Here is a 14,677-nt window from a genome sequence, read left to right as displayed (position 1 = left end):
AAAAAAGCCAGCCCGGGAGCAGGCTGGCTTTCAACGAAGAACGGAAGCAGGTTATTCTTTCACGAAGCGGCGGGTTTCGGAGCCCGACCTGGTGGTGATTTTGTAGAAATAGGTTCCGGCGGGCAATTCCGAAATGTTCACCTGCACCGTATGCTGACCCTTTTCCTGCTTAGCTTCGGTGGCCACGGTGCGTAGGGCGTTGCCACGCCCATCCAGCAACTCTACCATTACGGGGCCCGCTTTCTTCACTTCATATTCCAGCTGGCTGGTGGCTACTGCCGGGTTCGGATACACCGAAGTGCTGCCTAAATCGGAAACGGCCGGGCTGACCGGGGCGTTGGGGTCCATCAGCAGAAACATTGCGGGATTGAAGAATCGGTTGGCACCAGCGCGGCGATGCAGACGACCGGACATTTGCCCCATTTTTTCCTGTTGTTCCGGGGTGGCATTCTTCAGTACCAGCGCCTTCATGTCAGCGGCCCATTTCTCTTTTTGCGGCTGCAGCTCCTGTGAGAGGCGGGCTATGTCGCCGGCATATTTCTGGGCCAGCTGGCTCACATTCTGCATCAGGGTTTTGTGTTCGGTGTGCACCTGCTGCACCTGTTGCTTCAGCGCTTCCGGCAGGGCGGGGCGGGTGCCGGGAGGTGGCGGGGCCGGGCTCGTCGCCCCGATGCTCTGGCGCAGCGTCTGCATTTTCTGATCTATTTCCTTGAGCTGGATGCGGTAGATGGCCAGTTGCGCTCTGTCGGCGGTGCTGAGCTGGGGCTCCAGTTTCTGGCGTTGCTGACGCACTGCGGGCAGCACGTTCTGCGCTAGATAGGCTTTGAGTTCGGGATTAGCCGGCCCGAAGCCACGCCGATGCCCTTTGGCGGCGCTGGCTGAGGCAGCGGTGCAGAACACGAACAGCAGGAGCAGCAGCAGGCGGGGTAGGGCAGTGGCTTTCATCTGGCTGGGAAGAAATGAGTTATCAAAATATACTGCATAGAGGGGCAGCCAGGCAACAGGTTTAACCTGAAAAAGAAAAAACCGGCCCGGAAAACTTCCGGGCCGGTTTTTAGAAGCGGCTGTGCTGTTAAACGCGCCTACTTAAACGTGTCTTTTGTGTCCACGATTTTCACGTCGGTCACGTTCAGCTTATAATCAGCTACAGCTTTGTCTTCGGCTACCACCTCGGCGGGCAGGCCGGCTTTCACTACGTTGGCATAGCTCATCGGCGAGGGCGTGTTGTTCTTGAGTACATCGGCCAGGGGCTGAGCCTCGCTGTCGTCCGTCACGATGGTCACGAACATGTTCTGTACCTGCCAGTGCTTGCGGATGGCGCGGTTCACGTCGTCTACCGTGAGCTTGGCCAGCTGGCCGTCTACTTCCTTCAGCCAGTCTTTGCGGCCGTAGAATTTCGAGTCGAGCAGGAAGCCGAGCTGCTTGGCGGGCGTGGTGCCGTAGAGCTTCACGTAGGAGCGCAGGAAGGTGCGAGTCAGCTCGAAATCCTCTTTGCTGAGGCCGTTTTTTACTACGTTGTCCATTTCGCGCACGGCCAGGCGCAGTGCAAACGGCGCGTGGCCTACTTTCAGGTCGCCTAGCTCCGAGGGGTATTGCTTGCGCAGGCCTTCGGCAATCTGGACCGGGCGCAGCCACAGGCTGGCGTAGTTGGCATGGCGCGGCACGCCGGGCACGGGCAGCATGTTCTGGCCGCCGCCCTCGTACCATTCCACGTAGCTGTAGTCGCCGTAGTTCATGGAGCGGGTCGTCCGGATCTTGTCGTAGAGCTTGCCGTAGCTTTTGCGGTGTTCACCCAACCAGGAGTTGGCCACCATCAGGGCCGCGAAGTCGTCGTTGGCACGGGTGGTTTGGATGGGAAAGCCCGCATATATAGCCGAGCCCAGCGCATCAGGCTTGCTGATGATTTCGACACGAATGCCTTTGGGCATGGCTACAGTCGGCACGGCAGGCTTCACTGAGCTTTTGGGTAATTTTTTCAGGTCAGCTTCCAGCTGCTTGGCAAACGAAGCCGGATAGTTGCCGGCCAGCCCGATGGTCAGGTTGTCCTGCCCGAAAGCGGCGGCGTATTGCTTTTTCACGTCGGCCAGCGTCAGGTTCTTCACGCCGGCGGCGGTGCCGCGCGTCATGTGCTGAAACCGCGTGCCCCGGAACAGCTGGTCTTCCAGCGCAAACTTGCTGTAGTCCTCATCCGACGACGCCCGAATCACCTGCTCCACGTAATTATGCAGGTTGGACTTCATCCGGTCGAAGTCTTCCTGCGTGAAGCTGGGCGTGAGCATCAGCCCGCGCAGCACCGGGTAAAACTTGTCGATAAAGTCCTTGTGAAACTCGAAAGTGAAGGTGGTGACTTCCTTGTCCGTGACGGCATAGTAGCGCGTGGACATCGGATAAAGGAAATCCTTCAGCTGGGCCGAGGTCATGTCCTTGGTACCGCCTTCTGTCACAAGCTGAGAGGTCAGGAACGTGAGGCCTTCTTTGCCGACCGGGTCGGCGGCGGAGCCGTTGCGGAACTGCAGCTTCACGACCACCTTAGCGGCGTTGGGCTGGCGCAGTTCCACTAGTTCGGCGGCCTGGGCAGTATGTGCTCCGGCCGGGCCGAGCAGCGCGGCGGCCAGCAGCAAGCGGGAAAATGTAGGTTTCATTGGAAGAGAAATCAGAAGAGAAGGATTACTGCACGCCGCCCGTAGCGCCCGGCCCGATGGTGCCTACCGTGAGGCCTTCGGGCACGAAATACTTTTTGGCCACGGCCTGAATGTCGGCGGGCGTCACCTGGTCATACAGCGCGTAGTAGCGGTTCAGGCTCTCGGGGTTGCCGGTCAGCCAGATAAACTCGGCCAGCGAGTTGGCAATCTGGTCGGGCGAGTCGAGGCTCATCAGGAAGCCGTATTTCAGCGCCGATTTGGTGTCGGCGAGGCGCTTGGCATCAATCGGCTTGGATTTGAGGTCTTCCAGCGCCTTCGTAATCTGCTCTTTCACATACGGCATGTCCTCGGCCTTCACTACCGAAGCCCGGATGCTGGTCAGGTACGGGTCCCGGGTCATGTTGGGTGAGCCACCCACGAAGCGCACTTTCTGCTCCTTCACTACCAGCTGCTGATAAAGCGGCGAGTTTTCGGCGAAGAGCATGGTCGTCAGCACGTCCAGCGCGGGCAGGTCCTTGCTCTGGTCGGAGAAAGCCGGGCCCTTGTAGCTCAGGCTCACCATCGGCGGAAAGTTGGCGTTCTGAATATGCACGTAGCGCGGGGCCGTCTGGGCGGGCTCCGGCTGAATGGCCGGTTTGTAGCTGCCGCGCTTCCAGGAGGCAAAATATTTGTCGGCCAGCTTGTTCACTTCTTCCGCTTTCACGTCGCCGACTACCAGCAGCGTGGTGTACTCGGGGCGGTAAAACCGGTCGAAGAACGTGAGCGAGTACTGGTACTGATTAGGCATATCCACGACGTCCTTGAAGAAGCCCATCGTGGTGTGCTCGTAGGTATGCTTGTCGAAGGCGGCGTCGGCTACTTTCTCGTTGAGCTGGGTATAGAGCGAGGCCGAGTTCTTGGTGTATTCGCCCTTCACGGCACCAGCTTCGGCCTTAAACTCGTGCTCCGGATATTTCAGGTACTGAAACCGGTCGGCTTCCACCTCAAACATTTTCTCCAGCATGGTCGCGTTGCCGGTCATGTGGTACACGGTGCGGTCCAAGGACGTATTGGCGTTGGCTGAGGCCCCGATGCTTTTGAGCACGTCGTTGTACTTCTCTTTCGAGTACTTATCGGTGCCCCGAAACATCACGTGCTCAAAGAAGTGAGCAAAACCAGTGTGGCCGGGCTCCACTTCGTCGCGCGAGCCGGCGCGCACTACCAGAAAGAACGAAGCCAAGCCCGGCGAGTCGAAGGGTACGGTCACCACGTTCAGGCCGTTGGCAAGCTGCTTTTGCTGAATAGGGTAGGGGAAGGCTGGGGCCGGAGCCACTGGCCGAGCCGCCGGAGCTTCCGGCGCAGAGGGGCCAGCGGGATTCTGTGCCTGCGCCAGCGGGGGCGCCAGCAGGCAGGTAGCCAGCAACAGGCGCTGCAAGGAGTGTTTCATGGGAAAGCAAGATGAATGACGTGGCAAAGTAGCAACAACTGCCGCAAAGGTTGCGCCGCCCGCAACCCGAAAGCCGGCTGAAACAAAAAGCTCCTTCCCGGTGCCTTGGGAAGGAGCGTTGGATAAGAACTGTCGATGGGGCGCTACTGCCCGCTGCCTGTGCCGGTAGCAGTGGCTTCCATGGGGCCGGCTGCCAGTAGCTGCTGGCGTAGCGTGTCAGCATTGGCTTCCAGCTGGGGCCGAATCTGGTCGAGGGCCAGGCGCAGGGCCTGCACGTCGGCGAGGCGGGGCGCATTAGCCTGCGAGTAGCCGTGGTACATGGCCACGCGCACTTTGGAGGTGCCGGTGCCCACGTAGCTGCCGATTACCTCGCTCCGGGCATTGAGAATCTGCACCTCGGCTTTCAGATTGGTGCGGTAGTACTCCACCGGGAGGCCCAGCAGGCTGGGAATCATCATCGTCAGCAACTGCACGCCCTGGAAAAACTTGCCGGTGCGCTTCACTTCGGCCTGCGTAACCAGCAGCTTGGCATAGCCGAAACGGGCACTATCAGTCGGCTCAATCAGGTTCTGGCTCACTTCCTGCCGGAACACGCGCAACGGGTCTTCGGGCAGGGCGCCTTCGGTCTGCGCCAGCGCCCCATTGTCCACCTCAATTTCTAGTGGCGGCAGCTGGCTGCTCAGGCGCTGGCTGGGCGTCTGGAACATGATACGGTCAGCGGATTTGCATCCTGCCAATAAAGCAAGGGCAAACAGGAACAGGACAGAGAAGCGGAACATCTTGTGCATAAGGCAGGCGGCTTATGGGACTGGGTGCTAGGAACCCCGAATGTAGAGGATGTAATGCAATGAAATCTGCACTGCTAATATAAATAATATTCGAAAATATATAATATAATGAATGTTTTTATTGCCGGAAACAAAAAGCCTCTCTCCGGTGAGGAGAGAGGCTTGATACGGCTAAGATTCTGGGAATGAAGTGCTAGTGTGTATGCTGCGCCAGCGCGCTATCGGCTTCCGCCAGGTCGTCTACCGGGTCGGGAGCTACATAGTTGTCGATGAACTCGCCTTCCCAGCGGGCCACCACGGCCGTCGCTAGGCAGTTGCCGATGACGTTGACGGCCGTCCGGGCCATGTCCATCAGCGCATCAATACCGAGGATGATGAAGACCGGCCAGGCCGGCAGGTTGAACGAGGCCACCGTAGCCAGCAGAATCACGAGCGACGCGCGCGGCACACCGGCCACACCTTTTGAGGTCAGCATCAGGGTAAACACCATAATCAGCTGCTGCCCGAACGACAGGTCGATGCCGGCGGCCTGCGCCACGAACACCGCGGCCAGCGACAGGTAGAGCGTGGTGCCATCGAGGTTGAAGGAGTAGCCGGTCGGCATCACGAAGGCCACGACCCGGCGCGGTACGCCAAGTCCTTCCATGGCTTCCATGGCGCGGGGCAGCGCGGCTTCCGAGGACGTAGTGGCGAAGGCAATGCTCACGGGCTCGGCAATAGCCTTGATGAAGCGTTTTACCGGAATGCGGGCAATAAAGGCAATGGGCAGCAGTACCACCAGCAGGAACACGAGCAGCGCCGCGTACAGCGTGAGCAGCAACTGGAATGCGTTCAGCAGCGGGGCAAAGCCCATTTTGCCGACCGTGTAGGCCAAGGCCCCACCCACGCCCAGTGGCGCGAAGAACATAACCACATTGGTGAACTTGAACATCACCTCCGACAGGCTTTCGGCCCACTCCAGCATGGGGCGGCGGTGCTTCTGGTGCACCATAGCCAGCCCGATGGCGAAGATGATGGCAAACACGACTACCTGTAGCACTTGCCCTTCGGCAATGGATTTGGCAATGTTTTCGGGGAAGATGTGCAGGATGATGTCGGAGGTGCTTTGCTCCACGGCCTGCAGCTTCTCGGCATTGGCATCCACGCCGTTCTGGCTGATGCCCACACCGGCTTTGGTCAGGTTGATGGCCGCCAGCCCGATGAACAGGGCAAACGTGGTGACGATTTCGAAGTAGACCAGTGCCTTGAGGCCCATTTTGCCCACCTGCTTGAGGTTGGCGTGGCCAGCAATGCCCACTACCAGCGTCCCGAATACGAGCGGCGCAATGATGGTCTTCACGAGGCGCAGAAAGGCGTCGCTAAGGACTTTGAGGTTGATGGCAAAGGCCGGGTAGTCGTTGCCGATTTCGGCTCCGACGAACATGCTCACCACAATCCAGAAGGTGAGGGAGCGGCGCTGGGTGGCGTAGGCCACAAAAGCCGCCAAGAAAAGCCAGCGGGCAGCCTGCGCTACGGCGGGGCTGATGCCGCCAATGCCATAGGCAGCCAGAACGGTAAGCAGCACAGCCACTACGGCCAGCAGCAAAACAACAGGAACGAGTCGCGAGAACTTCATGCGCGGCAGCAAGGGGGAAAAGAAATGGGGGAATGCCAGCAAAGATAGGTTTTTGGGTTTCGTTGTCCGTTTTTTGGCTCGCCACCCGTTTTTGTGCCTCCCATGCCCACCTGGACCCTGTCTACGCTCGAGCTGCCGCTTCGCTTCACCTGGAAAATCTCCCGCAACGCCTCCACTGCCAAAACCAACCTGCTGGTGCAGGTGCGCGGCCCCAAGGCCAGCATAGCTGGTTTTGGTGAGGCCGCCCCCAACATCCGCTACGGCGAAACACCGCAGGGGCTGCAGGCGGAGTTTGAGGCGTTGCAACAGGCCGGCCTGGGTAGAATCCGGACCGAAGAAGAGCTGCAGGAGTTTCTGGAGGCCCGGCAGCCCGCTCACGCCCTGCGGTTTGCGCTGGAGTCGGCGTGGGTGCACTACGAGGCGGCGCAGGCCGGGCTGCCGGTGTGGCAGTGGCTGGGCGCGCCCGCGCCGGCGGCCGTTGTTCCCACGGCCTTCACGCTGCCCATCATGGCGCCCGGTGAGGTGGCGGAGTTTCTGCGCGCGCAGGACATGGGGCGCTTCGCGCTGCTCAAGATAAAGGTGAACAAAGAAGCCGGCTACGATCTGCTGCGCGAAGTTACCAGCGTGCTGCCCGGCCGGCCGCTCATCATTGATGGCAACGAAGCGTGGCAGGACCCGGACGAGCTGCTGCAGTTTGTGGAGCGTACCGCCGCGCTGCCCGGCCTGCGGGTGCGCCTGCTGGAGCAGCCGCTGCCTGCCGCCCATGCCGAGGCCTACCGCTACCTGCACCCCCGCACGCCGTGGCCGCTTTTCGCCGACGAATCCGTGACGGACGAGGCGGATTTCAGCGACATTGCCCGGCAGTTTCACGGCGTGAACATGAAACTTATGAAAGCCGGCGGCTACCGCAACGGCCTGCGCATTCTGCGCGAAACCCAGGCGCATGGCCTGCAAACGATGGTGGGCTGCATGGTCGAAACCTCGCTGGGTATCTGGTCGGCGCTGCAGGTAAGCGGCCTGGCCCAGATCTGCGACCTGGACGGGCTGCTGATTGTGCGCGACGAGCCGTTTGGGCTGGTACACGAAAAAGCAGGCGAGCTGTACGCCGCGCCGGCTCCCGTGCTGGCACTCTCGTAGCAGGCGGCAGCGGTAGTCGCGCATCAACGGAACGGGCCCCGGACTGCGCTATACCTGCCATACAATATTCTCGTCGGGCGCTTGCTGGCCGAGGCCGGCGGGCTGCCTCTCAGGGCCCATAGCAGATGCTGCTTGTGCTTGCGTTTAAATGTTAGCAGGACGGCTGACTTTTGTCATGGCAAGTCGCGCAAAGGCTGGCTAACCTTGGTGAAATTTCACCCTGGTCACTTGCCCCATGGATGTCAGTCTGCAATTTCTCGGCGCCGCCCACTGCGTAACGGGCTCCAAGTACCTGCTCACGCTCGAAGAAGATGCGGCCGGCCCGGTGGCCAGCCGGCACCAGGTGCTCATCGACTGCGGCTTGTTTCAGGGCCTGAAGGAGCTGCGCCTCCGCAACCGCGAAAGTCTGCCTTTCGACCCGGCCGAGCTGGCGGCCGTAGTGCTTACCCATGCCCACATCGACCACAGCGGCTACCTGCCCAAGCTGGTGCGCGACGGGTTTCGGGGGCGTATATTCTGCACGGAGCCCACCGCCGACCTGCTCAGCATTATGCTGCTTGACTCTGCCAAGCTGCAGGAAGAGGAAGCGGCCTTCGCCAACGCCAAAGGCTACTCCAAGCACCATCCCGCTCAGCCACTCTACACCCAGGCCGATGTGCTGCAGGTGCTTCCATTGGTGGAAAGCGTGGCCTACGATGCTCCGCTGACCTTTCTCGATGGCACCCTGACGCTCACCTTCCGCGAGGCGGGCCACATTCTGGGTTCGGCCATGGCCGAGCTGACCGTGCAGGGCAGCACGCAGCGGAAGCAGCTGGTATTCAGCGGCGACCTGGGGCGCTACAACAACCCGGTCATGCACGATCCGGCCGCCATTACGCAGGCCGATGTCCTGCTGGTGGAATCTACGTACGGCAACCGGGAGACGCGCATCGAAGACCCCGAAGCCGAACTGGCGCACGTAGTGAACGATGCCATGGACCGAGGTGGCGTACTGCTGATAGCGGCGTTTGCGGTGGGCCGCACCCAAACGGTGCTCTACTACCTCAAGAAGCTGCGCGCCGAGGGCCGCGTGCCCGCAGTGCCGGTCTACGTAGACAGCCCCATGGGTATTCGGGTGTCGGACCTGTATCCACGTCATCCGGCGGCCCACCGCCTGGGCCACGGCAACGTGCTGGACTTCCCCGGCCTGCGCTTCATCACCGAAGCCTCGGACTCGAAGGCCCTGAATGACAAAGCCGGGCGGGCCATCATCATCTCGGCCAGCGGGATGTGCACCGGCGGGCGCATCATCCATCACCTGTATCACCGCCTTTCCCGCGCCCAGGATACGCTGCTGCTCATTGGCTACCAAGCCGAGGGCACCCGCGGCCGCCGCCTGCAGGACGGCGAAACGGCGGTCAAAATGTTTGGCGAAATGGTGCCCGTGCATTGCCACCTGGAGCATCTTGATGGGTTCTCGGCCCACGCTGACCGCCAGGAGCTGCTGCGCTGGCTGGGCAATTTCCGCCAGCCGCCCAAGCGCACCTTCGTGGTGCATGGCGAGCCGGAAGCGGCCAGCGCGCTGGCTTCCACGCTACGCACAGAGCAGGGCTGGGCCAATGTGGTGGTGCCGGATTACCTGGAAAGTGTCCGTCTGTTTGAAGGGATATGAGGGCGCCAGCCTTTGCGGAGCCATCGGGAATGGTTCAACCTGTTTCAATGTAAAGTGTGAAAGCCGTTGACTGTCTTCTCGTTGTGGTGCCATGCCTGGGCCGGGCTGCTGGCTGGGGCTGCTCACCGGCAAGCGCAGTTGCTTCCACGGTTTTTCCAGCTACACTCTGCTTCTCATGAGCCGTGCCACCCTACTTCTGCGAGCCTGTGCCGCGCTGGCTACGGCAGCTGCCGCTGTGGCCACAGCCAGGTGGCTGGCCGCCCGGCAGCTGCGCCGTAGTGTGCAGGCACTGTTTGCCGGCTCCACTGATGTGACAGGGCAAACCTACCACGAAGCCCAGCTGGTGGGGTTGCCGGCTCCGGTTCAGCGCTACTTCCGCCGGGTGCTGCCCAATGGCCAGCGCTATTTGCGAGGGGTGCGTCTGCGGCATACCGGGCAGTTCAAACCCGACCTGCGGCAGAGCTGGAGCGCCATCGAAGGAGAGGAATATCTGGTGGCCGACCCGCCGGGCTTTATCTGGCAGGGTACTACCTGCTGGTTTACGGCCCGCGACTCGTATGTGCGTGGCCATGGCCACCTTGGCGTGCGTCTGCTGGGTGCCGTGCCGATACTATGCGGAGCCGGCCCCACGTACGACCAAGGGGAGCTGCTCCGCTGGCTGGGCGAAAGCACCTGGCTTCCTACGGCGCTGCTGCCTTCGCGGCAGGTACAATGGTCGGCGGTGGATGAGGACTCGGCCTGCCTCTCGCTCACGCACGGCAGCCAGACGGTACACTACCTGGTGCGCTTCAATGCCCGGCACGAAATAGCACAGTGCGAAACGGAGCGCTACCAAGGGGAAACGCGCCTGCTGCCCTGGATCGGTCGGTTCAGCCACTACCGGAAGATGCTGGGCGTGCGGGTGCCTATGCAGCTTGAAGCGCTGTGGGTGCAGGATGGCCGGCAATGCCCGTATGCGCGCTTCACAGTGCAGGAGCTTGAGTACGCTCCGCTGGCGCCCTACTGACCAGGGCAATAGCTGCCTAATCTCATCGGATTCTCCGCCTGCTTTTTTACTCTGTCTTCCTCATGGCTGATTTTGGTACTCCTGCGCCGGAACCGGCGGCTGCCCGCAACGGCGGGCGGGCCGAGCGGCGGTTTCTGGCCGGGCCGCGCAGCCGGCGCAGTGAGCTGCGCTTTCTGGCGACGGTGCTGCGGGAGTTTCTGCGCGGATTCCGGGTGTTGCACTTCGTGGGGCCTTGCGTATCGGTGTTTGGGTCAGCGCGGGTGGCGGCCGGCTCCCCCTACTACGAGTTGGCCCGGCAGCTGGGAGCGGGCCTGAGCCGGCAGGGCTTTACGGTGCTGACCGGGGGCGGGCCGGGCATTATGGAGGCTGCCAACCGCGGCGCCCGTGAAGCCGGTGGGCCGTCGGTTGGCTGCAACATTGAGCTGCCCCAGGAGCAGCAGCCCAACGCCTACCTGGATACGTGGCTGGCCTGTCGCTACTTCTTCGTGCGCAAAGTGTTGCTGGTCAAGTATTCGTATGCTTTTATCATCATGCCAGGGGGCATCGGCACACTGGACGAGCTGTTCGAAGCCCTGACGCTTATCCAGACCCGCAAGATTCAGAGCTTCCCGATAGTGCTGGTAGGCCGCGACTATTGGCAGCCGCTGCTGGCGCAGCTGGCCCTGATGGAAGCGCAGGGCATGGTAGCGGCCCCCGATCTGGAGCTGCTCACTTACACCGACTCCGTGGCGGAAGCCCTGGCCCATATCGAGCAGCACGCCGTGCTCAAGTTCCAGCTGGCCTCCACCCGCCGTCCTCGCCGCTGGTGGTGGATGGGGGAGGGGCGCTAGCATAACACGCCGGGCCGGAAAACAGCTTTCTGGTCCCGTTAAACCTGTCAAAATCTTGCCGACATGCACGTTACCGTTTATAGTGCCCGCAACTACGAGTGGCCTTTTCTGCAGCAGGCTGCTGCCTTTAAGCATACGCTGCATCTGCGCGCCGAACCCCTGAGTCTGAATTCGGCTGATCGGGCACGGGGCAGCGAGGCCGTCGCCATTTTCGCCAACGATGATGCCTCGGCTCCGGTGCTGGCTCACCTGGCAGAGTTGGGCGTCCGCTACGTGGCCGTGCGTGGCGCGGGCTACGACCAGGTGGACGTGGCGGCAGCCCACCGGCTGGGCTTGCGTGTGGCCAACGTGCCCGACTACTCCCCCTACGCCGTGGCCGAACATGCCGTGGCCCTGATGCTTGCCCTGAGCCGCCAGCTCTGGCGCAGTCAGCAGCAAATGCGCCGCCACGATTTTCGCCTCGACCATCTGGTGGGCTTCAACCTGCACGGCAAAACGGTGGGTATTGTGGGCTGCGGCCGGATTGGAGGCGCGCTAGCCAGCATTCTGCACGGGTTTGGGTGCCAGCTGCTCGGGCATGACGTAGACCCTAACCCCGAGCTGAGCACCCGCTACGGGTTGCGCTACCTGCCTTTGCCGGAGCTCTGCGCAGAGGCCGATATTATCAGCCTGCATGCCCCACTCACTCCGGCCACGCACTACTTGTTCGGGGCGGCACTGTTGGCGCATTGCAAGCCGGGGGCAGTGCTTATCAATACCGGCCGCGGGGGCCTGCTCGACACGCAGGCCGCGCTGGCCGCGTTGCGCTCCGGCCGTCTGGGCTATCTGGGGCTGGATGTGTACGAATATGAGAAAGGCATTTTCTTTGAAAACCACGCGCCCGAGCCTCTCAAGGATGCGCTGCTGGCGGAGCTGCTGGTTCAGTCCAACGTCCTGGTTACCGGCCATCAGGCGTTTCTCACCCGCGAGGCCCTCACCACTATTGCTACAGGCACTACCTCCAGCCTGGATGCGTGGGAGCAGGGCCGGGCAGCCGACCACGAAATTACGCTTTCCGCTCTTGCCTCGCCCCAGGCGCATAGCCCCACTTCCGCAGTGGTAGCAGCTCCTCAGGCCCCACTGTAACGCGCCGGCAGAACTGGCAAAATCCCCGGCCTGCTGCCTGCGAAGCCAGGCCGGGTACCTTTAGATTTTATTTTCTCTTTGCTGTATGTCGGCTGTTCATCGCCTGCTATGCTACGTTTCCAGCCTGATGCTGGCCGGTCCCTGGTGTCACTCAGGAGCACATAAGCTGCCGCCCGCAACCACCAGCCCGGCTCTGGCTGCCGCTCCTGAGAGTCAGGAGGTTCCCGTTGCCGACCTGATTCGGCAGCTGCTGGATACTGCGGCGGCTCCCGGCGCCGGGCTACAACGTAGTCTACAGGCCGGCCCCGATGTGCGGGCATTGTACGGGGCCGGTTTTCAACCTCTCTGGACTACTTCCCTCGATTCCGTTACGGCTGATGCGCGGGCGGCGCTGGCCCTGCTGGCCCGTGCGCCGGAATACGGCCTGCGCACCACCGACTATCACTGGCTGCGTCTGCAGGCGCTGCGCGACTCGCTGCGGCGGCCTGCGCCTGCCGGTAGCAGGGCCCGGCAACAGGCGCGGCTGGAGGTATTCCTGAGTGATGCGGCGCTGCGCTTCATGCATGATCTGAGCACTGGCCGGCTGCGGCCCTCCGCCCGGCCGGAAGCAAACCCCGCAGATGGGGCGGCGTGGGAGCCGGTCAGGGCACTGCGGGAAGCGCTGGGCCGGGGTGCGGTGCCGATGGCAATGCTCAGCGGCCAACCCCGCCACCGCGAATACCGGCAGCTGCAGGAGGCTCTGGCCAGCTGGCTGGCAGCCCCCGTGCCTCCCGATTCGGCCGCCTGGCATCAGGCCCGGTATGAGCTGGCGGCGGTAAACCTGGAGCGCTGGCGCTGGACTGCGCGGTCCGCCGACTCCTCCTATATCCTGCTCAATATTCCCGCTTACGAACTGCTGGTACTGAGTGCCGATTCAGTGGTGCGGCGGCATCGTGTGGTGGTGGGGCAGCCGCGTACGCCTACACCTACGCTCAGCAGCCGGATTACGCATTTCACCCTGGCGCCCGACTGGCACGTCCCTCACTCCATTGCCACCAGGGAAATCCTGCCGCACCTAAAAGCTGATGCCGGCTATCTGGCGCTCAATAACTATTCGCTCTATGACGCGCAGGGGCGGTTTGTGGATGCCCGGCAGATAAACTGGCAGGCAATAACGGCTAAAAACTTTCGCTACACCGTTCGTCAGTCGGCAGGCTGCGACAATGCGTTGGGTAACATTGTGTTTCGCTTTGCCAATCCGTATTCGGTTTACCTGCACGACACGCCCGTGCGGCAGATTTTCGACCGCCCTGACCGTGCTCTGAGCCACGGCTGCATGCGCCTGCAGGCTCCCCTGTCGCTGGCCGCTTATCTGATGCGGCGTGAAGGCCGTACGGTGCGCCTGCCCACAGAGGCGGAGTGCGCCCGCCAGACTGTATCCCGCACGGTGTATCTGCGCCGGCCCATGCCGCTGCACATCTGCTACGCAACCTGCACCGCTGAGCGCGGCCGCCTACGATTCTTCGCCGACATCTATCACCGCGACGAAGTGCTGCGCCGCGCCCTGTTCGGGCCCCGTTCGTAGCCGGCTGCCGGAGGTGCATTGCCGTGCGCGCCAGATAAGTTGCGCTGGCCCGAAGCGCCTGTTGCCGCGCTTTGCTACTCAAAAAGAAGCCCCCTGAATATGCATCAGGGGGCTTTTTGGGGTGCTGTAGCAGGGTAGCTGCCGTAGCTCGGCGGCGTCCGGCTTTAGCGGTTTATCTGCGCATCCAGGCTCCGGATTTGCTGATTGAGGTTGTCGATGGCTGCCTGGTTGGCGGGGTTGGGCGTCATCAGGTTAATTTTATCGTTCAGCAGCTGGATCTTGCGGCTCAGCAGCGTGGTCAGGTCATTGGGCTGCGAGCTGATGACGGTGGTTGTAGTGGAAGTGGGCGTGGTGCCCCGGTCTACATACTGATCAAACTTGGCATCGGCGGGCACCGAGTTGTCGCCGCGGGCGGCGGCGGCACTGCCGGGCGTGGCAAACACCACGTCGCCCCCAATGGTTACGTAGTCGCCTTCGCGCAGAGTCGTTTTCTTGCCGGTCGGAAATTCAACTATTCCGCTTTTATAGTTAACCTTTGTCCCGTTGGAAAGCACCACGTTCTTCGATAATGGCACCAAGCGGCTATTCTGACGCAGCACTACTTCGCCTTTCTGCATCACATACTGGTCGGAAGCGTTAGCGGCCACCCGGCTGGTGGGGTTCGGCGCGGTTTTGGTCTGGGCAGAGGCGCTGAGCGGGGCCGCTATGGCCAACAGCAAGGTAAACAGCGCTACAGGCAGGTTTTTCATAGGAAACAGCAAAAAAAGGTGAGAGGCTCATCTTACGGACATTGGCGGCAAATGGCTGTCGCACTGCTTTTGACAAGGAAGAAAAAATAAATTTGCGAAACTGTGTTGTGACATTAAATGTATGTACATATATTTGCAGCACAT

12 protein-coding genes are annotated in these 14,677 nt (G+C 61.6%); 6 read left to right on the top strand and 6 right to left on the bottom strand.

Annotated elements, in window-relative coordinates:
* Positions 1-51: 51 nt before the first annotated feature.
* The 5 genes from IC231_RS10915 to IC231_RS10895 form a co-directional block, all read right to left on the bottom strand.
* The gene (locus tag IC231_RS10915; RefSeq protein ID WP_190784540.1) at positions 52-945 is read right to left on the bottom strand and encodes a T9SS type A sorting domain-containing protein; all 894 of its coding nucleotides are present in this window, start codon (positions 943-945) and stop codon (positions 52-54) included.
* A 137-nt stretch (positions 946-1,082) separates the two neighbouring features.
* The gene (locus IC231_RS10910) at positions 1,083-2,642 is read right to left on the bottom strand and encodes a M16 family metallopeptidase (protein ID WP_190784539.1); all 1,560 of its coding nucleotides are present in this window, start codon (positions 2,640-2,642) and stop codon (positions 1,083-1,085) included.
* 25 nt (positions 2,643-2,667) lie between these two features.
* Positions 2,668-4,068 carry a M16 family metallopeptidase gene (locus tag IC231_RS10905; RefSeq protein WP_190784538.1) on the bottom strand — a complete coding sequence of 467 codons (1,401 nt, stop codon included), beginning with the start codon at positions 4,066-4,068 and terminating at the stop codon, positions 2,668-2,670.
* A 143-nt stretch (positions 4,069-4,211) separates the two neighbouring features.
* Positions 4,212-4,856 carry a hypothetical protein gene (locus tag IC231_RS10900; RefSeq protein WP_190784537.1) on the bottom strand — a complete coding sequence of 215 codons (645 nt, stop codon included), beginning with the start codon at positions 4,854-4,856 and terminating at the stop codon, positions 4,212-4,214.
* Between the two features lie 193 nt (positions 4,857-5,049).
* Positions 5,050-6,471: a dicarboxylate/amino acid:cation symporter gene (locus IC231_RS10895; RefSeq protein WP_190784536.1), complete on the bottom strand. Its 1,422-nt coding sequence runs from the start codon at positions 6,469-6,471 to the stop codon at positions 5,050-5,052.
* Between the two features lie 102 nt (positions 6,472-6,573).
* On the opposite strand from IC231_RS10895, the gene IC231_RS10890 reads away from it, so the two are divergent.
* The 6 genes from IC231_RS10890 to IC231_RS10865 all read left to right on the top strand — a co-directional run bounded on the left by IC231_RS10890 (position 6,574) and on the right by IC231_RS10865 (position 13,784).
* On the top strand, positions 6,574-7,608 hold the full coding sequence (locus tag IC231_RS10890) for a dipeptide epimerase (RefSeq protein WP_190784535.1): 1,035 nt from the start codon (positions 6,574-6,576) through the stop codon (positions 7,606-7,608).
* Between the two features lie 235 nt (positions 7,609-7,843).
* Positions 7,844-9,259 (top strand): MBL fold metallo-hydrolase RNA specificity domain-containing protein, encoded by a 1,416-nt coding sequence (locus IC231_RS10885; protein ID WP_190784534.1) that lies wholly within the window; start codon positions 7,844-7,846, stop codon positions 9,257-9,259.
* A 175-nt stretch (positions 9,260-9,434) separates the two neighbouring features.
* Complete coding sequence (locus IC231_RS10880; protein ID WP_190784533.1) at positions 9,435-10,265, top strand: DUF6544 family protein; 831 nt, start codon at positions 9,435-9,437, stop codon at positions 10,263-10,265.
* Between the two features lie 62 nt (positions 10,266-10,327).
* On the top strand, positions 10,328-11,095 hold the full coding sequence (locus IC231_RS10875) for an LOG family protein (protein ID WP_190784532.1): 768 nt from the start codon (positions 10,328-10,330) through the stop codon (positions 11,093-11,095).
* 63 nt (positions 11,096-11,158) lie between these two features.
* Positions 11,159-12,220 (top strand): 2-hydroxyacid dehydrogenase, encoded by a 1,062-nt coding sequence (locus IC231_RS10870; RefSeq protein ID WP_190784531.1) that lies wholly within the window; start codon positions 11,159-11,161, stop codon positions 12,218-12,220.
* Positions 12,221-12,305: 85 nt separating this feature from the next.
* Entirely contained in the window at positions 12,306-13,784 is a 1,479-nt protein-coding gene (locus IC231_RS10865) for a L,D-transpeptidase scaffold domain-containing protein (protein WP_190784530.1), read from the top strand.
* Positions 13,785-13,948: 164 nt separating this feature from the next.
* On the opposite strand, the gene IC231_RS10860 is transcribed toward IC231_RS10865, so the two are convergent.
* A complete protein-coding gene (locus IC231_RS10860) occupies positions 13,949-14,533 on the bottom strand; it encodes a DUF6799 domain-containing protein (protein WP_190784529.1) in 585 nt (194 codons plus the stop codon).
* Positions 14,534-14,677: the final 144 nt, after the last annotated feature.

Source organism: Hymenobacter duratus (assembly GCF_014698995.1).
Lineage (GTDB): Bacteria > Bacteroidota > Bacteroidia > Cytophagales > Hymenobacteraceae > Hymenobacter > Hymenobacter duratus.
The sequence above is the reverse complement of the archived record's forward strand: the minus strand, read 5'-3'. Positions and strand labels throughout refer to the sequence as shown.